The organism is Actinoplanes sp. NPDC051513, from assembly GCF_044454685.1.
Classification (GTDB): Bacteria; Actinomycetota; Actinomycetes; order Mycobacteriales; family Micromonosporaceae; genus Actinoplanes.
This window is the reverse complement of the sequence record NZ_JBITDW010000003.1, coordinates 558,667-577,305: the sequence shown is the minus strand read 5'-3', so window position 1 is coordinate 577,305 and position 18,639 is coordinate 558,667. Positions and strand designations below refer to the sequence as shown.

Annotated in this window: 15 protein-coding genes; 8 read left to right on the top strand and 7 right to left on the bottom strand. The window is 70.8% G+C overall.

Features of this window, described 5'->3' with window-relative positions; all coding sequences use genetic code 11:
* Positions 1 to 222 precede the first annotated feature (222 nt).
* On the top strand, positions 223 to 1,638 hold the full coding sequence (locus ACIA5D_RS12715; RefSeq protein ID WP_396030014.1) for an arabinose isomerase: 1,416 nt from the start codon (positions 223 to 225) through the stop codon (positions 1,636 to 1,638).
* A 189-nt stretch (positions 1,639 to 1,827) separates the two neighbouring features.
* On the opposite strand, the gene ACIA5D_RS12710 is transcribed toward ACIA5D_RS12715, so the two are convergent.
* On the bottom strand, positions 1,828 to 2,358 hold the full coding sequence (locus ACIA5D_RS12710; protein WP_396030013.1) for a TetR/AcrR family transcriptional regulator: 531 nt from the start codon (positions 2,356 to 2,358) through the stop codon (positions 1,828 to 1,830).
* A 23-nt stretch (positions 2,359 to 2,381) separates the two neighbouring features.
* Here ACIA5D_RS12710 and ACIA5D_RS12705 point away from each other — a divergent pair, with 23 nt between their 5' ends.
* Positions 2,382 to 2,810 carry an SRPBCC family protein gene (locus ACIA5D_RS12705; protein WP_396030012.1) on the top strand — a complete coding sequence of 143 codons (429 nt, stop codon included), beginning with the start codon at positions 2,382 to 2,384 and terminating at the stop codon, positions 2,808 to 2,810.
* Here the strand turns inward: ACIA5D_RS12705 and ACIA5D_RS12700 are convergent.
* A complete protein-coding gene (locus tag ACIA5D_RS12700) occupies positions 2,797 to 3,072 on the bottom strand; it encodes a hypothetical protein (RefSeq protein WP_396030011.1) in 276 nt (91 codons plus the stop codon). The two genes, ACIA5D_RS12705 and ACIA5D_RS12700, sit on opposite strands and share 14 nt — an antisense overlap.
* Before the next feature lie 57 nt (positions 3,073 to 3,129).
* On the opposite strand from ACIA5D_RS12700, the gene ACIA5D_RS12695 reads away from it, so the two are divergent.
* A complete protein-coding gene (locus ACIA5D_RS12695; RefSeq protein WP_396030010.1) occupies positions 3,130 to 3,651 on the top strand; it encodes a GNAT family N-acetyltransferase in 522 nt (173 codons plus the stop codon).
* 131 nt (positions 3,652 to 3,782) lie between these two features.
* On the opposite strand, the gene ACIA5D_RS12690 is transcribed toward ACIA5D_RS12695, so the two are convergent.
* From ACIA5D_RS12690 to ACIA5D_RS12675, 4 genes are all read right to left on the bottom strand, one after another.
* Positions 3,783 to 4,697 carry an expansin EXLX1 family cellulose-binding protein gene (locus tag ACIA5D_RS12690; protein ID WP_396030009.1) on the bottom strand — a complete coding sequence of 305 codons (915 nt, stop codon included), beginning with the start codon at positions 4,695 to 4,697 and terminating at the stop codon, positions 3,783 to 3,785.
* A 74-nt stretch (positions 4,698 to 4,771) separates the two neighbouring features.
* A complete protein-coding gene (locus ACIA5D_RS12685; RefSeq protein WP_396030008.1) occupies positions 4,772 to 5,611 on the bottom strand; it encodes an MOSC domain-containing protein in 840 nt (279 codons plus the stop codon).
* A 151-nt stretch (positions 5,612 to 5,762) separates the two neighbouring features.
* Positions 5,763 to 8,732, bottom strand: coding sequence for a LodA/GoxA family CTQ-dependent oxidase (locus tag ACIA5D_RS12680; protein ID WP_396030007.1), 2,970 nt, complete (start codon positions 8,730 to 8,732; stop codon positions 5,763 to 5,765).
* Positions 8,733 to 8,780: 48 nt separating this feature from the next.
* Positions 8,781 to 10,388, bottom strand: coding sequence for a S8 family peptidase (locus ACIA5D_RS12675; protein WP_396030351.1), 1,608 nt, complete (start codon positions 10,386 to 10,388; stop codon positions 8,781 to 8,783).
* An 81-nt stretch (positions 10,389 to 10,469) separates the two neighbouring features.
* On the opposite strand from ACIA5D_RS12675, the gene ACIA5D_RS12670 reads away from it, so the two are divergent.
* Entirely contained in the window at positions 10,470 to 11,498 is a 1,029-nt protein-coding gene (locus ACIA5D_RS12670) for a tryptophan 7-halogenase (RefSeq protein WP_396030006.1), read from the top strand.
* Here the strand turns inward: ACIA5D_RS12670 and ACIA5D_RS12665 are convergent.
* Entirely contained in the window at positions 11,484 to 14,444 is a 2,961-nt protein-coding gene (locus ACIA5D_RS12665) for an AAA family ATPase (RefSeq protein ID WP_396030005.1), read from the bottom strand. The two genes, ACIA5D_RS12670 and ACIA5D_RS12665, sit on opposite strands and share 15 nt — an antisense overlap.
* A 152-nt stretch (positions 14,445 to 14,596) precedes the next feature.
* On the opposite strand from ACIA5D_RS12665, the gene ACIA5D_RS12660 reads away from it, so the two are divergent.
* From ACIA5D_RS12660 to ACIA5D_RS12645, 4 genes are all read left to right on the top strand, one after another.
* Positions 14,597 to 15,175, top strand: a complete 579-nt coding sequence (locus ACIA5D_RS12660; protein WP_396030004.1) for an adenylate/guanylate cyclase domain-containing protein — start codon at positions 14,597 to 14,599, stop codon at positions 15,173 to 15,175.
* A 211-nt stretch (positions 15,176 to 15,386) separates the two neighbouring features.
* Positions 15,387 to 16,121: a hypothetical protein gene (locus ACIA5D_RS12655; protein ID WP_396030003.1), complete on the top strand. Its 735-nt coding sequence runs from the start codon at positions 15,387 to 15,389 to the stop codon at positions 16,119 to 16,121.
* A gap of 443 nt (positions 16,122 to 16,564) precedes the next feature.
* On the top strand, positions 16,565 to 17,632 hold the full coding sequence (locus ACIA5D_RS12650; RefSeq protein WP_396030002.1) for a hypothetical protein: 1,068 nt from the start codon (positions 16,565 to 16,567) through the stop codon (positions 17,630 to 17,632).
* Positions 17,633 to 17,786: 154 nt separating this feature from the next.
* Positions 17,787 to 18,635, top strand: a complete 849-nt coding sequence (locus tag ACIA5D_RS12645; protein WP_396030001.1) for a MurR/RpiR family transcriptional regulator — start codon at positions 17,787 to 17,789, stop codon at positions 18,633 to 18,635.
* Positions 18,636 to 18,639 lie beyond the last annotated feature (4 nt).

Below are 18,639 nucleotides of genomic sequence, written 5' to 3'. Positions count from 1 at the left end.
AGCTATGTGCTGGTGCCAATGTGATGGCTACTGTTAAAACTACGGAAAATCTTGTTAGCGGGAGCGTATGATCGCAGGATCGGCCTGTCAAGGATCGGATACTCCCTTGCCAGAATCGCCATCCAAGCTCAGTTACCGCAGCAAATCGGACGGTAGAAGCCTGGTGATATCTACGGCCGGTGGTGTTAAATCACTTCGTTACCAAGAGGTTTCGGAGGCGTCGTGACACTCATCCCCAAGCAGCGCCGCAAGGTCCGGATCGGGCTGGTCGCCGGCGGGCTCGGCACCTACTGGCCCCAGTTCCCGCATCTGCTGCCGCAGCTGGAGGAATCGGCCCGCTACGTGTCGGAGCGGTTCGCCGAGATGGATGCCGAGGTGACCGATGTCGGGTTCATCTCGGACGCGCAGGAGGGCGCGGTCGCGGCCGAGCGGTTGCGGCAAGCCGACTGCGACCTGATCGTCCTGTTCCTGACGACCTATCTGACCTCGTCGATGATCCTGCCGATCGCGCAGCGGGCGAACACACCGGTGCTGGTCATCGACCTGCAGCCGACCGAGAAGATGGACCACGCGAGCTTCGACACCGGGGCGTGGCTGGCCTACTGCGGGCAGTGTCCCGTGCCCGAGGTGGGCAACCTGTTCCGCCGGGCCGGCATCCCGTTCCGGTCGGTGACCGGCTGGCTGCGGCAGGAATCGGCGTGGCAGCGGATCGGCCGCTGGATCCAGGCGGCGCGGGTGCGGGCCGTGCTGCGCAACGCCCGGCACGGGCTGATGGGTCACCTCTATCCGGGCATGCTCGACGTCTCCACCGACCTCACGCTGCTGCCCACCACGTTCGGCTCGCACGTCGAGGTGCTCGAGTTCGACGACCTGCGGGAACGGGTCCTGACGGTCACCGACGCCGAGGTCGCCGACCGGATGGACCTGGCCCGCAAGATCTTCGTGCTCGACGACTCGGTCAACGACGAGGACTTCGCCTGGGGCGCCCGGGTCTCGGTCGGTCTCGACCGGCTGGCCGACGACTTCGACCTGGACAGCCTCGCCTACTACCACCGGGGGCTCAACGGCGAGCAGCACGAGCGGCTCGGCGCCGGCATGATCCTGGGCGCGTCGCTGCTCACCGCCCGGGGCATCCCGGCGACCGGCGAGTACGAGCTGCGCACCACGGTCGCCCAGCTCGCCACCCAGGTGGCCGGCGCGGGCGGCTCGTTCTGCGAGATCCAGGCGCTGAACTTCACCGACAACGTGGTCGAGATGGGCCACGACGGCCCGGCCCACCTCGCGGTCAGCGCGAAGCGGCCACTGCTGCGCGGCCTCGGCGTCTACCACGGCAAGCGGGGCTGGGGCGTCAGCGTCGAGTTCGACGTGCGGCACGGCCCGGTCACCCTGCTCGGCCTCGGCCAGGACCGCGACGGCGCGCTGTCGTTCATCGCGGCCGAGGGAACGGTCGTGGACGGCCCGCTGCTGGCCATCGGCAACACCACCAGCCGCGTCGACTTCGGCCGCGACCCCGGCGAATGGGTCGACGACTGGAGCGCCTCCGGCGTGGGGCACCACTGGTCGCTGTCCCTCGACCATCGGGCCGCCGACTACCAAGCGGCGGCCAGCCTGCTCGGCATCGACTTCCGCCAGGTCTAGCGGACCAGGACAGACCCTGGGTCAGCTCCCGGGCGAAGCCGTCCAGGAGCCAGCGCAGGCCGCGCTCGAAGTTGTCGTCCTGCAGTCCCTGCTGCGCCGGGCCGTGCCGGCTACGGCGTTCGCACAGAGCTTCGGGTGGGCGCTCGGCATCACGGCCGCGGCGCTGCTGCCGGCCCTGCTCATTCGCGATCAGGCCGCATAGAGGCGCACGAACAACGCGTACGCCTCATCGACCTCCTCCTGAGGAGCGCCCGCCAGCAGGTCCAGCAGCAGGCCACGGGAGACCGCGACGCCCAGGCGCAAGGCGGCCCGGTCGGGCTCCGCACCCAGGCGGCCGGCCACCGCGGCACCGTCGGTCAGCCAGGGCGCGGTGAGGCCGTCGGGCAGCGCGAACGAGGACCGGGTGGCCAGGGCGAACACTTCGAAGAACAGCCGCACGAAGGGGCGCAGTTCCGGGCTCGAGACCTGCTCCCACAGGGCGGTCATGACCTCGGCCGGGGTCTCGCCGGTCATCGCCGTCATCGCGGCGCGCTGCTGGGCCTCCATCGCCTCGACGATCGCCGCGAGCAGGCCCTCGCGCGAGCCGAAGTGGTAGATCAGCATGCGGTGGCTGGTGCCGGCGCTCGCGGCGATCTCGCGGAGGCTGCGGTCGGCCAGGCCGTCCTTCGCCGCGGTCGCCATGACCTTGGCGAGCAGGGCCTCGCGGGGTTCGATGGGCATGTACCAGATGGTACAGTCACCGTATGTATCGAGAGCACAGCACCGTCATCAACGCGCCGGCGTCGGTCGTCTGGCGCCTCACCACCGACGTCGCGAACTGGCCGTCCTTCATGCCGACCGTGCAGAGGGTCACGCTCCTCCAGCCCGGGGAGCTGCGGGTCGGCAGCTCGGCGCGGGTCAAGCAGCCGGGCCAGACCGCCGCGGTGTGGACCGTGACGCGCCTGTCGCCGACCACCGAGTTCACCTGGGAGACCAGGCGGATGGGCCTGCGCATGATCGGCCGCCATCTGCTGGCGCCCGACGGCGACCGCACCCGCAACACCGTGTCCATCGCGGTCACCGGCCGTGGCGCCGGGCTGTTCGCCGCGTTCTTCGGCGGCCTGATCGCCCGGGCGATCCAGCAGGAGAACGAGGCGTTCCAGAAGGCCGCGAGCCGGATCAGCGCGAGCTGAGCACGCGGACGAAGCCGGTGGCGGCGGTGACGTCGAGAACCGCCACGACGAGGGCGGCCATCGAGCCGTCGACGAAGGTCAGCTCCACCCGGCCCATCTCGAGGAACAGCCTGCTTCGGCGGCGGGCGGCCCGGATCGCCGGGCGCGGAACGGCGAAGTGCAGCCGGAAGCGCTGCGGGTCGATGCGGTAGTTGTCGAGCAGCAGCAGGCGGCGGTCGGTCACGGCCCAGTCCAGGCTGGTCACCGCATCGACCAGGGGCACCCGGGCACGATATCCCCGGCCGCTCACCGGCCGGGGAGCCGAGGCAGGATGGGCCGCATGTCTGTGGAGTTCGTGCTGGATCCCGACCTGACCGATGACCTGCGCGGGCGGATCGTGGCGCTCTGGGTGGAGGTCACCAACGCCGGCGGGGCGGTGGGGTTCGTCGCCCCGGTCACCGCCGGTGAGGTGCGGCCGGTGGCCGAGGCGGCGTTCGCGGGCGTGACCGAGGGCGTCGACCGGTTGATCGTCGGCCTTGACGGTGCGGAGGTCGTCGCGCTGCTGTTCGTCGTGGACAACCGGTTCGCGCTCAAGGACCACTGGCGGGTGCTCAAGCGGGTCATGGTGACGCCGAAAGCCCAGGGCAAGGGTTACGGGGTGGCGCTCATGCGGGAGGCCAAGGCGCTCGGCCGCGAGATGGGGCTGGCGGCGCTGCAGGTGACCGTGCGGGGCGGCGCGGGGATCGAGGGCTTCTACACCAGGCTCGGCTACCGCGAGGTGGGGCGGCTCCCGGGGGCCCTGCGGGTCGGGCCGGGCGACGACCGGGACGAGACATACATGTGGCTCGATCTACGCCCGTGAAACCGGCGGCCGCCGGGTCGGCGACGCCCTGGGGGTGACGGCGTCGCCGCCGGCGGCCGGCGGTCCGCGCGCAGCCGGGTGGGGCCCGGTGCGCGGCGGGGAGGTGGGGCGCGGAAGTCAGGAAGAAGCGGTCAGCCGCAGGACTGGGCGGCGCCGGCGGCGAGGTCGACCCCTTGCTCGGCGGGCGGCACCTCGACCTCCGTCGTCGGCGCGGCGACCTCGGTCGACTCGAGCGCGGGAGCGGCCGATGACGCGGCCGGGGCGGCGGCGGACGGCGAGGACGACGGGCTCGCCTTCTTCTTGGCGGGCGACGGCGACGACTTGGTGCTGCTGACGCCACCGCCGGCCAGGCGAGCGGAGGTCTTCTGCGTGGCGCCGGGCGACAGTTTCACACCACTGGCGACCGTGCTGTGGCCGTACGCGTCAGTGACCTTGACTTTGAAGGGACCGTTGCCCGCGCCGCCGTCTACAACCCAGTAGTTGTAGCTCTCGCGGTGGGTGGACTTGCCGTTCACGGTCACGGACTTCAGTCGGTTGCCGTGGTTGTCGATCAGCACGGCGAGCCAGTACTGCGACGAGCCCTCCTTGACCCGCACGCTGATCGGCCCGGCGCCGACGCCCGTGACGGTCTTGTACGTGATCGGGATGATCCCGGCGACCTCCGCGCCGATCTTCTTGAACGCGGTGCGGCTCAGGTCGAGATGGCCGGCCGGGCATTCGGGGCACGAGTCGATGACCTTGACCCGCACCTTGCCCTTGGGCCCGGTGACATCGAGGTACGTGCCGCAGGCCGCGCCCGCCGAGTACTGCTCGGGGCCGAGCGCCACGAACAGATCATCGGCGGGAGCGGACGGGAACGAGCAGTTGCCGGTGCCGCCGCCGAGGTCGTAGAAGGTCGCCTTGCCCGATTTGGCCGACGTGGACGGGGGCGCCGCGCAGGCCGAGCCGGAGTTCGTCAGCAGCAGCGCCACGCCGATCACCGCGGCGAGAATCACGGCGCCGCCGGCGGCGAGCCAGCGGGGCGAGAGCAGACGAGATCCGGTCACGCTGAGGGATCCTTCGCGGCGCGGCCGTCCCGGGCAACCTTCCTAAGACAGACCTAAGGCACATGCGGCCCGGTTCACCCGATCAACCGAATCTCGTCACCCACCGCGAGTGAACCCACCGCGCGTGAACCCACCGCGCGTGAACCCACCGCGCGTGAACCCAGCGCCAGCGGCGCCACGTTGATCGCGAAGAGCAACCCCTGGCCCACGCGCCGGAACTTGCCCAGCGTGCGCAGCGGCTCCTTGCCCTTCTCCCCGCTCTCCTGGTCGATCGTGGTGACCACGCAGCGTGGGCAGCCCGGCCCGGCCCGCAACACCACGTCACCGATCTGCAGCCGGGCCTCGTTCAACGACCACTCGTCCTCGGCCCAGGGCGCGGCGCCTTCCACGACGAGATTCGGCCGGAACCGGGTCATCGGGATCTCCTCCGGCAGCCAGCCGTTGAGCGCGTCCAGCGACGCCTCGTTGGCCAGCAGCAACGGCCATCCATCGGCGAAGCTAACCGGCTCACCCACCTCGTCGACGCCGCCGATCGCGCGGGACCCGGCGTCCGCCTGCCACACCAGCCGCGCCGGCCGCCCCAGGAACGCGCTGGTCCACTCGCTCTCCGCGATCCGGGCGGGGGTGGGCAGGTGGCTGCGGAACACCCGGACGAACTCCTTGGCGCCGTCCACCGGCTCGTCGATCGACAGGTCGGGCAGGCCCGGCGCGGAGAGCAGGAGGCCGCCCGGGCGCGGCGTCACCCGCAGCTGGGTGAGCAGCGGGTTGTCACGCTGGGTGAATGCGACGCCGTCGGCGTCGACCATCGCCCATCGGCGATCGCCGACGAGACCCCACGGCTCCACTCGCGCCACGTCGTGGTCGATCCGGTGACAACCCTTGACCGGGTACGTGTGAAGCGATGCGATCCGCATGGTCAAAGCCTCGCACGAGACCGAGTCGACCGGCCGATGCTCAGCGCCCGCGGTGGTGTGACCGTGGCGGCATGACCACCGAGCCAGATCGTGCTCGAGCCGGCCGCCCGCGCGGCGGTGGCCCAGGCGATCGCGGTGCTCACGCAGGCCCTCAGTGCGCCGCGCCGTGGCCCAGCAGGGTGCGGCGGGGGTGTTTGCTGACCTCCTCGGCCGATGACGAGTAGAGCAGGTGCGGCACGTCCCCGACCGGCTCGGCCGGCTGCTCGCCCGGGCCGGTCGGCTTCGCCGCGGCGGCGAACGGGCTGGGCGCGGCGCGGTCGGCGGCCGCCGGCTCGGCCAGGCTACGGATCCAGTCGGCCCAGTCCTGCTGCTCCTCGTCGGTGAAGACCTTGTACATCCGGCCGCCGAACGCCATCTGCTGCATGAACGGGCTGTCGTTGGGGTTGCCGGGAATCACCTGGCCGCTGTGCTGGAGCGTTTCCAGCAGCCGCGACGGTTCATCGAAGAGGTTGTTGGTCATCCCGGCGCCGGCGCCGCCATGGTTGAGCGCGCCGTACCGCTTCTTGTTCTCGATCATCTCGAGGATGCGGGTGCGGGCCCGGGACGGCTCGAGCAGCTTGTCGATCAGGTCCTGGCCGAGCGTGCCGGTGATCCGGAACGCCACGTAACCGTTCCAGATGCGCTGCCACTGCTGCTGGCGTACGTCCTCGTCGGCGAACCGCGACAGGTACCGCTTCACCGCGCGCTTGGCGATCGCGCCGTGCCCCACGTCGGCGTTGTCGATCGCCACGTGCAGGCGGTAGTACGTCGCGTCGATGTCGAAGTGCTCGAGGAGACGGGCCGTGGTGTCCAGCTCCACCGACTCCCACTCGAACATCATGGTCATGCCCAGCAGCTCGGGCAGGAACTGGTCGGTGAACTGCGAGACGACCAGCTGGAACAGGGGCAGCGTGAACGACGACTCGAGCAGGGTGGTGTCGTGCGCGTACTCCTTGCTCGTGATCGGCGCAGTGTTGATCCCGACGCTGGAGAGCGTCTGCGTGAAGATGTTCGCGTGGTTCTGCGCCGGGTTGCCGGCGCCCACCTCGTCCACCCAGATCTGGGTGAGGAAACCGGTGAGGTCGTCGATCGGCCCGATCGTGGCGATGTTGCGCAGCCACACGCCGTCGGTCTGGTTGAGCGGCCCGGACTGCCGCACCCGGTCGACCGCGTCGGCGTGGGTGCGGAACGACCGGTCCTTGGCCGGGTCGTAGGCCGCGACCCGGTCGACCAGGTCTTGATAGATGCTGTCCAGCCGGGCGTCGAAGGCCCGCTCCTCGTACGGGAACGGCTTGAGCTCGGTGTCAAGCAGCGGGTCGTGCTGGTAGGCCGCCGCCGTGTCGATGAACTCGCGGGCCAGCCGCCAGGCCGTCGGCAGGAAGTCCGGGTACTGGTGCAGATTCAGCATGATGTGGAAGTAGTCACGGTGCCGCAGGCCGGCGTAGGGCGCCCGCTCGGTCTCCACGAACACCCCGGTGTCGTTCCCGGCCGGCGTGACGAAGCCGAGCTGGGACCACTCGTTGACCATCTCGCGGTGCCTCCTGTCGAACCGTCGCCCCTCGCCCAGCGTGGTGGGTGGCGCGTCGCCGATGCCGCGGTCCCAGCGCCAGCGCGGGAACGCGGTCGTGTTGATCGGCCGGCGCGGCGAGTTCCCCTCGGGGAACAGCACCTCGACCACGGCCTCGTAGTCCTGGTCGACGATCACGTCGTCCGGGCGTTGCGCCGGCCACCAGAAGTGCCGGCAGTCGGTGAAGTCGGCCTGCCACGGCACGGCCATGTTCGCGGTCATGCAGCCCGGTTCCTGGCCGGGCCCCTCGGGCCGGAAGCGGAACGGCGCCACGTACCGGTCGGCCTCCCGGGCGAGACGGCTCATCTCGATGCCGGGGAAGAACGGGCCGCCGGTGCACGCCTCCAGGGCGGCCCGGTCGAGCGCCTCGGGCTCGGTCGCCGTCTCGTCGGGAGCGCCGGCGGTGAACTGGCCGTCGGCCCACTGGGCGAGGCGGCGGTACTGCAGTGGGGTGACCGTGAACCAGGTGCCCGGCTTGCCGGGGGTGGCGCTGCCGTCGTCGCCGGACAACTGCGGCATGAAGGCCGGCGTGGCCTGCTTCTTCCGGGTCGCTTCGTCCGCCTCGTCGTGCGGCTGGCGGATCACCGCGAAGACCCGGCGCCGCGCCTTCGCGCCGCGCTCGCCCGGATCGCGGAGCAGGGCCAGGTGGTCGGGCTCGAAGAAGTCGCCGACCCGCTCGGTGCCCTTGCCCATGTCGACGGCGCGGCGGTGGCCGCGGGTCGCGGACTGGTTGACCCACTGGTATCCCATGGCGCGGGCCAGCACCGGGACGATGTCGCGCTCGAACGAGACCTCCTTGCGCTCGGGCAGCAGGCCGCGCTCGACGGCGGCGTTCTCGGCCACGTCGTAGAGGGTGACCATGTTGCCGATCCCGGGCGCGAAGTCGGGCGGCGCGACGACCACCCACGCGAGCCGGACCCCGATCTCCGCGCCTTCCACGTGAACGGAAGCGGTGACCGGGCCGTCCGAGGTGTCGTCGTGCCAGCCCTCGTTGTCGGCGAAGCTGGGCAGGTCTTGATCTTCCGGGACCGAGGCGGAGTGGCCGGGGCCGCCGAGCACGATCAGCCGGCCCTCGTCGTCGGTGCGCAGCTCGCCCAGCGGCACCCGCTCGCCGAGGAAGGTTCCGGTGTCGAAGGGGTCGCTGCGCGCCTCGCGGCCGGTGACCGTTCGCGGGCCGGGATCGATGACCAGCGAGTCGCGATCGGTGACGGCGGCGTTGCGCGGGCCGCCACCGGTGAAACGGCCGGCGGCGCCTTTGCGGTTGACCAGGTGCACGGCCCACTCGATCGTGGCATCGTCGGCGGTCAGCTCCTTGATGAGGACGTCGCGGTCGTCGTACGCGAAAATGCGGAACCGCACCGCCTGGCGCTTCACCCGCCCGTTCTTGTCCTTGTAGGACGCGGGCGACTCCTCACCGCCGGGCTGCTCGGGACCGAGGAAGTACTCGTCGGGGCTGTCGCCCACCCGGGCCACACCGATGGCCGGGTGGATGGCGCAGTACGCGATCCGGCTCATGTCTCACACCTCAGTCGAAGGTACGGGCCGTGCGGGCTGAGAGATCTCTCAGTTCTGCGCCACGAAAACGCTTAGGGCGCGTTTGTTCCGAGCCAGCCGGACGGCCGCCGCCGCGTTCACCCGGCCGTAGCCGTAACGCGTGCTGTGCCCGTTCTCGTCGTACTCGTTCGGATTGTCGTCGATGCGGTCGGCCGACTCGCGCAGCAGGTCGCGGACCTCGTCCCAGCGCAGCTCGGGATCGGCGGCCAGGATCAGCGCCGCCACTCCGGCCACCCCCGGGCACGCGCTGGACGTGCCGCCGAACGAGTTGGTGTAGTCGCCCGCCGCGTCGCCGACCGAGTCGTCGCCGATGTTGTACCCCTCGCGGCCCCGCCGGTCGGTGGTCCAGATCCCGGGCGTGCGCGACGGGGAGCCGTTGCTGCTCGGGAAGCTGCACCAGATCGCCCGGCCGTGGTCGCTGTACCGGCTCTGCCGGCCCTGGTCGTTGCAGGCCGAAACCGCGATCACCTTGTCGTAGCTGGCGTAGCCGTCGTTGTCGACGCTCTCGGCGCCGTTACCGGCCGCCCAGGTGATCACGCAGCCCTTGCCGCCGCGGCCGCGCTCGATCGCGTAGTCGATCGCCAGCCGGGTGTTGTCCTGCAGCGGCACCACCTGACTGTGCACCGGGTCGGTCGGGTCCCACCAGTCCCCGTCGGACGGGCCCCAGCTGCACGAGATCACGTCGGCGCCGTGGTCGACGGCCCACTTGAACGCGTCGGCCTCGTCCTGCGAGCCCAGCCCCGACACCAGCCGCACCGGCATGAGCCGCGCCGCGGGCGCCACGCCGGACGCCTGGTCGACGCCGTCCGCGCAGGCGACGCCCGCGCAGGCGGTGCCATGGTTGTCGCCGTCGCCGGGCCGGGGGTCCTCACCGCGCGGCCGGCTCGCCGAGTACGGCGCGACCAGCTTGCCGGCCGACGCGAACTCGGGGTGCGTCACGTCCATGCCGTCGTCGATGATGCAGACGACGACGCCCTCGCCGCGCGTGTCGGTCCAGGCCTCCACCACGTTCGCGTGCGCCACCACGTCCTGCCCGTCGATCACGGCGGGACCCAGGTGCCACTGCTGCGGCGCCATCGCCCGGCGATTGACCTCGCGCACCAGCTCGGGGTGGCACAGGTCGACATCGTCGCGGTCGAGCAGCCGATCGGCCAGCGGGAAGACCTCGCGACCGGTGCCGGCCGGCGCGCCGGTGAAGTAGGCGTTGGGCGCGGTGCCGACGGCTCGCTTGATCGTCAGCCCGGCCTCGGCCAGCACCGCCGCGCACTGCTCGGGCGACAGGTCGTCGCGGAACTTCACGAAGACGTTCTCGGTGTAGACGACCGGGGCGCCGAACTGGTCGCGCAGGCCACGGCCCGCGAACTCGATCTCGGGGTCCTCGTTGAGCACGACGGCGATGTTGGGGGCGTCGCCGACCGGGGACGCGTACACGCCCACGCCGGCCTCGGGGAAGCCGAACAGCGGCGTGAGCCGGTCCTGAGCGCTGCGGCTGGGAGACGACAACGGAGAGACATCGTGCCGGACGCCCCGGCGAACTGACCGGACGACCACGAGGTCCTCGTTGTCCTCCAACTCCAGGCGGAACCCGGAGCTGCCCCCGAATCGGCAGCTGAGCATGGCACGCACTTCCTCTCCTTGGGTCTATATGCGACCACCCCGCCGTGGAAGGGGCAGCCTGGTTCGCGACAGACTGGCGAAGTGAAACCTGACCGGGTGGTGGTGCTCGGCTGCGGCCCGGCCGGCGCGGCGGCCGCGATCACGCTAGCCGCCCGCGGCATTTCCCCGGTCGTGATCGACCCACGACCATCCGTCGAGTGGGAGCCCGGCGAAGGGCTGCCGGCCGCGGCCACCCCGCTGCTGCGCAAGCTGGGCGTCTGGCCGGCCTTCCAAGCGAGCGGCCACCTCAGGAGCAGCGGCTTCCTCTCCTGCTGGGGATCGGACGAGCCGGCTTTCCGGCCCGCGCTGCTCGATCCGCGCGGGCCGTCCTGGCAGCTCGACCGGGCCGCGTTCAACGGCATCCTCCGCGATGCCGCCGGGACGCCGCTGACCAGGCGGGTCAATGACGTCCGCCGCCATGGTCCAGGATGGATGATCGATCGACTCGAGGCCGACTTCCTGATCGACGCCACCGGGCGGGCCGGCGCGCTGGCCCGGCTGCTCGGTGTGCCCCGGCGGGTGGACAGCCGGCTGGTCGGCATGGTCGCGCTGCTTCCCGATCCGTCGCCCGCCGAGGCGGCGAGCATCGTCGAGGCCGCGCGCGACGGCTGGTGGTACGCCTCCCGGGTTCCCGGCGACCGCCTGGTGGTGGCGCTGTTCACCGACGCATCCGTGGCGCGGGACATCTCCCCCGATCGCTGGATGTCGCTGCTCGAATCCACTGCGCACGCCGGTCCCCGCGCCGGTTCCGGCTTTCCGCCTCCCAAGATCAGGACAGTGGCGGCCGGAAGCTCCGCTCTTTCGCAATGCGCCGGTCCCGGCTGGGTCGCCGTCGGGGACGCGGCCTGCGCACACGATCCGCTCTCCTCCCGGGGTCTGCACGACGCGCTGTCCGAGGGCATCGCCGCGGCCGAGGCCGTCGCGCTGGGCGATCCTTCGGCAATTGACGCGTACGCCGCCCGCACGGCCGCCGAATACCGCGCCTACCTCGACGACCTGGCCTGGTACTACCGCCAGGAGACCCGGTTCCCGGATTCCGCCTTCTGGAAGGGCCGCTCAGGCCAGGTGTAGCCGGTGCGCTATCGCCGCCGCCTCGACCCTGTTCGCCGCGTTCAGCTTGGCCAGGATGTTCGACACGTGGACGCTCGCGGTGCTCTCGCTGATGAACAGCGTGCGGGCGATCTCGCGGTTGCGCCGGCCCTCCTTGAGCAGCGCCAGCACCTGGATCTCGCGCTCGGTGAGGTGGAACGGGTGCTCGGGCTCGGCGGCTGGCTCGTCGGGCGGGGCGCCCAGATCGAGCCGGGCACGGTCGGCCAGCGCGGTGATCTCGCGCAGCAGGGCGCGGGCCTCGAGCCGTTCGGCGGCCTCGCCGGCCGCGCGGAGCACCTCGGCGGCGCGCTGGTCACGCTTGCGTACGAGCTCTTCGGCCTCCCGCCAGCGGGCGTACGCCGCCGGGTAGGGACGGGCGAGCCGGTCCCAGCCGGCCGCGACCTCGCCCCAGGCCTCGGGGTGCGGCTCGCCGCCGAGCAGCCGGGCGAACTCGGCCTCGCCCATCGCGGCGTCGATCGCGGCCTCGGGGAACGACTTCTGCCGTGTGCCCATGCGCTCCCACAGCGATCGGGCCCGATCGCGCAAGGCCGTCCCGTGCCGCAGCACCTCGTCGGAGGCGCCGGCCCGGCCACGGGCACGGCGGCGCTCGGCTTCGTCGGCCTCGATCCGCAGGCCCAGCACGCAGAGCGCCACCGCCTGCTGGTCGTCGCCGTGGGCGCCGACCACCTCGAGACCCGCCTCCACCTCGGCGCGGGCCGTCTCGTAGTCCTCCTGCCACATCGCGAACGCCGCCGCGGCCGCGTGCACCAGGCCGTGGTCGAGCGGATCTTCGTCGTTCTTCAGCTGTTCCTGCGCCTGCTTGACCTGCTGGGCAGCCTCTTCCGGCCGGCCGCGCGCGGTGCCGAGCTCGCCCAGCACCACGAAGGTCATCAGGGCGCGCGCGGCCGCGTGGTGGCTGGCCAGCAGCCGGTCGGCGACCTCTTCCGCCTGCCGCCAGCGGCCGTTGCGGTAGAGCACCAGCACGATCGAGTCGAGCATGTCGATCATCGGCGGGAACATCAGGCCCAGGTCGACGCTCCAGCGCAGCGCCTCCTCGGCCGTGGCCACCGCGTCGGCCGACCAGCCGATGAAGTCGAGCGCGAGGCTCAGGTGGTTGTAGGTGAGACAGATGCCCTCGACGTCGTCCTCGTCGCGGGCGACCCGCAGCGCCTCCCGCATGCGGCCGACGCCGGTCTCGGGTTCGCCGTGCATGGCGAAATGCCACCCCGAGGTCTTGAGACCGAGCACCTCCTCGCGCTTGCGGCCGGCCCGGCGGGCCAGCGACAGCGTCTCTTCCCACAGCGGCGCCGAGTCGGGATAGAGGCCGCGGATCGACAGCGAGTTGGCGAGCGCGGCGGTCACCCGGGCCCGCTCGGCGAGCGCGTCGCTGGTGGCGAGCAGGTGGTAGGCCTTGGTGAAGGCGCGCAGCGCGCGGGCCCCGTCGATGCGATCCATGTAGGTGCCGAGGGCCTCGTACAGCAGCGCCCGGGCCACCACATCGTGGCGGGGCGTCGCCGTGAGGGCGTCTTCCACCAGGCGTACGGCGGTCTCGTGCTCGCCGGCGTCGTGGGCACAGCGGGCCGCGGCCGCGAGCAGGTCGGGCCGGGTCATGCCGGCGTCGGCTGCGTCGTCGACCTCGTCCCACAGGTCGAGCGCGCGGGTGAAGTAGGTGAGGCCCTCGCGGAACGCGCGCACCTCGGCGGCGGCCCGGCCCGCGGCGATCACGGCAGCGAGGGCCTTGGGCAGGTCGCCGGTGGCCTCCCAGTGATGGGCGACCACGGCGGTGGCGGTCGAGCGTGGCCGGTCGCCGAGCTGCGGGCGCTCGGCGAGGGCGGCGGCGACCCGGGCGTGCAGGCGGGCACGCTCGCCGGGGAGCAGATCGGAGTAGACCGCCTCTTGCGCGAGCGCGTGCCGGAAGCGGTAGGCGTTGCCGGTGTCGGCCTGCAGCACGCGGTTGGCGGCCAGCTCGCGCAGGGCGGCGAGCAGCGGCTTCTCGGGCAGCTCGGCGACGGTGGCGAGCAGCGGGTAGCCGATGCGGCGGCCGATCACCGCGCAGATCTGCAGCGCCGCCTGGGCATCGGCCGAGAAGGTGCCGACCCGGAGCAGAACCACATCGCGTACGCGTGCCGGCACCTCGTCTCCGATGCCCCTGGCCTCGAAAAGCTCCTCGGCGAAGTAAGCGTTGCCGCCGGAACGGTCGGCGATCTCGTCGACGACGGCGGTGGGTAGCGGATTGCCGGCCAGCTGGGAAAGCAGCACGCCAAGGTCGCCGGCGCCGAACGGGGCCAGCGGTAGGTGGGTCATGAAGACGCCGCGCAGCAGCTCGACCAGCGCGGCGGGCAGGGGGCCGGCGGCCGGCTCGTCGTCGCGGTAGGTCACCACCAGCAGCACCCGCTCGCGGCGCAGCGCCACGGTGAGGAAGCTCAGCAGGTCGAGCGTGGACTGTTCGGCCCAGTGCACGTCTTCGATCACCAGCAGCACCGGCGCCTGCTCGGCGAGCTGGCCGAGCAGCGCGAGGAAGACGTCGAACAGGCGGGCCTGGCGCAGGCTGGCGTCGCCGTCCGGCAACTCGGGCGCCTCGGTGGCCTCGGGCCAGAACATCTGGTCGAACATGGTGAACCGCGGCCCGGCGAGCTCGGCGAGCGACCCGGCGGCGCGGTCACGCAGGAGACGACGCAGGGCGTCGAGGAACGGGCCGTACGGCAGGCCGCCCGAGCTGATGCGGAACGAAGAGCCGGCCAGCACCTGACCGTCGCGCGCGAGCACCCGCTCGATGCATTCCTGCACGAGACGTGTTTTCCCGACGCCGGCCTCACCGGAAATCAAGAAGCCGGCGGCATGGCCCTGGCAGGCGTCGTCCCAAGCCGCACTGATCTCGGCGAGCTCAGCATGCCGCCCGACCAAGGGGGAGAGTCTTCTCCGCCGCACGCCGTGGAGTATGCCAGCGTGGGCCAAATCCGGACATCGACTTTCCCGGCCGGTGTAAGGGCGCGAGTCGGCAGATCTTAGGGGTTTGCCGGAGCCCTTAGGAGCGTGCAGGGGTCACTCTCGTTGTCGGAAACCCAACAGGGAGGTCCGTCATGATCGACCACATCGGGCAAACCGGTCCACGCCGGCGGCAGGTGGCCGTGCTCTTCGCCGACATCTGCGGCTTCACCCGGCTGGTCGAGAGCGTCGAACCGGAGACGGTCTACCGGATCATGCGTCCGCTGCTGGACGACCTGGTCGCCTGCGTGCACGAGCACGGCGGCGAGATCCAGCAGGTGCTCGGCGACGGGTTCATGGCCGTGTTCGGCCTGCGCCGCTCGCACGGCGACGAGACCGAGCGGGCGACGGCGACGGCCTGCGCGATGCTGCGCGGCGTGCGACCCGGCCATCCCGACGTTCACGTGGGCGTCGAGTGCGGTGAGGTATTGGTCACACGTTCGTGGGATCCGGCCTGTTTCGGGGTCTGGGGACGGGCGGTCAACCTGGCGCAGCGGATGTGCGGGGTGGCCGGGCCGGGCGAGCTGGTGCTGGGTCCGGCGGCGTACTCGGGGGCCGGGCACCTGGCGGGGCCGGCGACGCCGGCTCTCGTACGGGTGCGCGGCGTCGCCGACCTGGTGCCGGCTCACCGCTTCTCGATCCAGCCGGACGCTCCCCTTTCGCTGGCGGCGTGAGACCGTTTCACCGGCCCTTCCCGCCGGCGCGGGAGGCTCGCCAGGTTGGCGACCTCCCGCGTTCGCCCTGCTCGATCGTGCCCATGTGGCATCGGTAGTCAGTTCTTTCGCAACGGTCGTGGGCTGACCGAAGCCCGCCTGCGGCCCCTCCCTCGGATGATCTGCTCGGCCAGACGGACTTATCCAGGGAAGGTGCGAGATGGACCGATTTATGCGGACGTTTCTGACCACGGGCATCGGCCTGGTCACGGGCGCCGCCCTCGCGGCGGGCCCGGCCATGGCGGCCGGCGGCGCCGACCAGAACACGACACGGCCCGCGGACACGACGGCCGTCGCCAAACCCCGCGGCGACCGCACAGTGGGCTTTTTCCGCAGCGGCAAGATCTGCTTCCGCGTCGGCGCGAAGGGCGAGGCCCGCGGCTGGTGGGACGACTTCGATTGCGTGAAGATCAAGTGGGGCTTCTACCGCAAGAAGTTCGCCCTGGTCGTCAGCTATGACGATTGGGGTCACGGCTGGCCCGGGCAATTCCATGACCCGTGGGTCGGCCAGTGGTGGCCAGGCAACCCGGGATGGCCGAACCAGCCCAACCAACCGAACCAACCTCAGCAACCGAACCAACCGAACCAACCGAACCAGCCACAACAACCTCAGCAACCCCAACAACCGCAACAGCCTCAGCAACCGCAACAACCTCAGCAACCTCAGCAGCCCCAACAGCCCCAACAGCCCCAACAACCTCAGCAACCGCAACAACCCCAGCAGCCGCAGCAGCCGGCGGGACAGCCCGAACAGCCTGCCGGTCAGCCGCAGCAGCCGCCCAACGGCCAGCCTCAGCAGCCGCCCAACGGTCAGCCGGCGCAGCCCATCCAGGCGCCACCCGCGGGGGCTGGCATGCCGCCCGCGCCCCTGACCAGCTCCGACTTCTTCATCTGGCGAATGGGTTGATCCGCCAGCCATAGCTGAGCAAGCCCGAAGCGCCGCCCTGGATTCGGGGCGGCGCTTCCCGCCGTCCGCACATCGGATTCCGACCCAGGGGCCTCTTGTCTTGCGATGCCGGTACCGGGCAGGATCTTTCTGACATTTCCCGTTTTGGAGTCAATCGAAGTGGGAAGAGAGGGAGTGTTCCGGCCGCCCACGATGGGGCGACACGCAGGTGGAAAGCCTCTCGGGCGGGAGGCGCTGTCGACCGAACCGGTCAATCCCGTCGCCGCTAGCACATTGAGGCTGCCTGGTTGATGCCCTGCTGTGCCCGGCGCCCCGCATCGTGCCTGCATATATGCAGAAGTCATTTTGTTCACGATCGATCGTGGCTGGCGCAAGCGCGCATGTGCCCTTCTCACGGATGGTCTGCTCAGGCCGTAACCGAACTTATCTAGAGAAGGTGTGACATGGATCGATTTACGCGAAAGCTGCTCATGGTCGGCATCGGGCTGGCAACGGGTGCCGGATTCGCCTCGGGCCCCGCCGCGGCAAGCGCCCCGCAGGCTCAGCACTCAGCACGCGCCGGCGCGGCTTCGACCGAGGCCGGCCCGCACGGCGACCGCAAGGTGGGCTACTTCCGCAGCTCCAAGATCTGCAATCGGGTCGGCTCCACCGGCGAATTCAAGGGCTGGTGGGAGGCTTACGACTGCCTGAAAACCCAGAATGGCAACCACAAGAACAAGTATCTGCTCGTCGTGAGCTACAACGACTGGGGCCACGGCTGGACAGGGCTTCTCGATTCATGGGTCGGACAATGGTGGCCAGGCGGCGGAGGCGGCAACAACACAACCATCAACAACAACACGAATAACAACAATAACAACGGCAACAACAACGGCAACGGCAACGGCAACAACTCCGGTAACGGCTCCGGCAACAACAACGGAAACGGCAACGGCAACAACTCCGGTAACGGCTCCGGCAACAACAACGGAAACGGGAACGGCAACAACTCCGGTAACGGCTCCGGCAACAACAACGGAAACGGCAACGGCAACAACTCGGGCAACGGCTCCGGCAACAACAACGGAAACGGCAACGGCAACAACTCCGGCGACAACTCCGGCAACAACAACGGAAACGGCAACGGCAACAACTCCGGCGACAACTCCGGCAACGGCAACGGAAACGCCAACGGCAATGGTTCGGGTGATGGTTCCGGCAACGGAAACGGCAACGCGAACGGCAACGGCTCGGGCGACGGCTCCGGCAACAATAACGGAAACGGCAACGGCAACAACTCCGGCGACAACTCCGGCAACGGCAACGGAAACGGCAACGGCAACAACTCCGGCGACAACTCCGGCAACGGCAATGGGAACGGCAACGGTGGCGGTGGCGGAGACGCGGGCTGGGCCTCCGACTGGGGATCGTCCGACTGGGGCTCCACCGGCGGCGGCTGGCGCTCCAACGGCGGCGGCTCGACCCCTGACCGCGCACCGGTGTTCAGCACCAAGTTTCTTCGCGGGCTCTGAGCCTGGACCGCAAGTGATCATGCGGATGCGAACCGCATAGCAGGACCGGAAAGCGCCGCCCCGACGCCGGGGCGGCGCTTCTGGTTTGCGCCGCCCCGAAAGTGGCACCGGCCACCCCTGGCGCTCTGAAAGTTTTTATGCATAAGCTGCTCGCGTGAATGGAGATGCGGCGAGGGGTGTTCTCGACCTCTTCCATGGCGCGCGGCTCACGCCCACGCAGCGGCGCATCGCGCACAGCCTGGTCGAACACGCCGCCAAGGCCGCGTATCTCTCGGCTGCCGAGGTGGCCGAGCTCGCCGGGGTGAGTCAGCCGTCGGTGACCCGGTTCGCGATGGCGCTCGGCTACGAGGGCTATCCGGCTCTGCGCCGCCGGCTGCGCGAGCTCACCGGCGACGCGTCCGAGACCGGCGGCGCGACCGCCGCCGAGGGCAACGCCATGCAGCTCGCCGTGCGCGCCGAGACCGAACACCTGGCCCGCCTGCACGACCAGCTCGCCCGCCTCGACGATGTCCAGCGGGCCGCCGAGCTGCTGATCAACAGCCGGCCGCTGCCGGTGCTGGGCCTACGGGCCGCGGCGCCCCTCGCCGGCTACTTCGGGTACTTCGCGTCCAAGGTCCACCCGGATGTCCGGGTGCTCGACTCTGGCGGCACCCCGCTGCTCGACCGGATCGATCAGGCCCGCGCGGCCGGCGCCGGCGCGCTGCTCGCCGTGGTTCTTCCCCGCTACCCGCGCGAGTCGCTCGAGGCGATCGCGGAGGCGAAGCGGGCAGGGTACGCGGTGGTCGCGATCACCGACTCGGCGGTGAGCCCGGTGGCCGAGCGGGCCGACGTCGTGCTGCCCGCCGCGGTCGGCACGCAGCTCGTCTTCGACCTGCACACCGGCCCGATGGCGATGGCCATGGTGCTGCTGCAGGCGATGTGCGACGCGGCGCCCGAGCCGGTGCAGCAACGGCTGGAGGAATTCGAGGCAACGGCCGCCCGGCGGCACATTTTCATGGCATAGGAGG

Coding starts and splice junctions, on each gene's coding strand:
- ACIA5D_RS12705 (WP_396030012.1), top strand. CDS start 2,382: ATGTATCGAGAGCACAGCACCGTCATCAACGCGCCGGCGTCGGTCGTC.
- ACIA5D_RS12710 (WP_396030013.1), bottom strand. CDS start 2,358: ATGCCCATCGAACCCCGCGAGGCCCTGCTCGCCAAGGTCATGGCGACC.
- ACIA5D_RS12655 (WP_396030003.1), top strand. CDS start 15,387: ATGCGGACGTTTCTGACCACGGGCATCGGCCTGGTCACGGGCGCCGCC.
- ACIA5D_RS12680 (WP_396030007.1), bottom strand. CDS start 8,732: ATGAGCCGGATCGCGTACTGCGCCATCCACCCGGCCATCGGTGTGGCC.
- ACIA5D_RS12685 (WP_396030008.1), bottom strand. CDS start 5,611: ATGCGGATCGCATCGCTTCACACGTACCCGGTCAAGGGTTGTCACCGG.
- ACIA5D_RS12650 (WP_396030002.1), top strand. CDS start 16,565: ATGGATCGATTTACGCGAAAGCTGCTCATGGTCGGCATCGGGCTGGCA.
- ACIA5D_RS12695 (WP_396030010.1), top strand. CDS start 3,130: ATGTCTGTGGAGTTCGTGCTGGATCCCGACCTGACCGATGACCTGCGC.
- ACIA5D_RS12660 (WP_396030004.1), top strand. CDS start 14,597: ATGATCGACCACATCGGGCAAACCGGTCCACGCCGGCGGCAGGTGGCC.
- ACIA5D_RS12675 (WP_396030351.1), bottom strand. CDS start 10,388: ATGCTCAGCTGCCGATTCGGGGGCAGCTCCGGGTTCCGCCTGGAGTTG.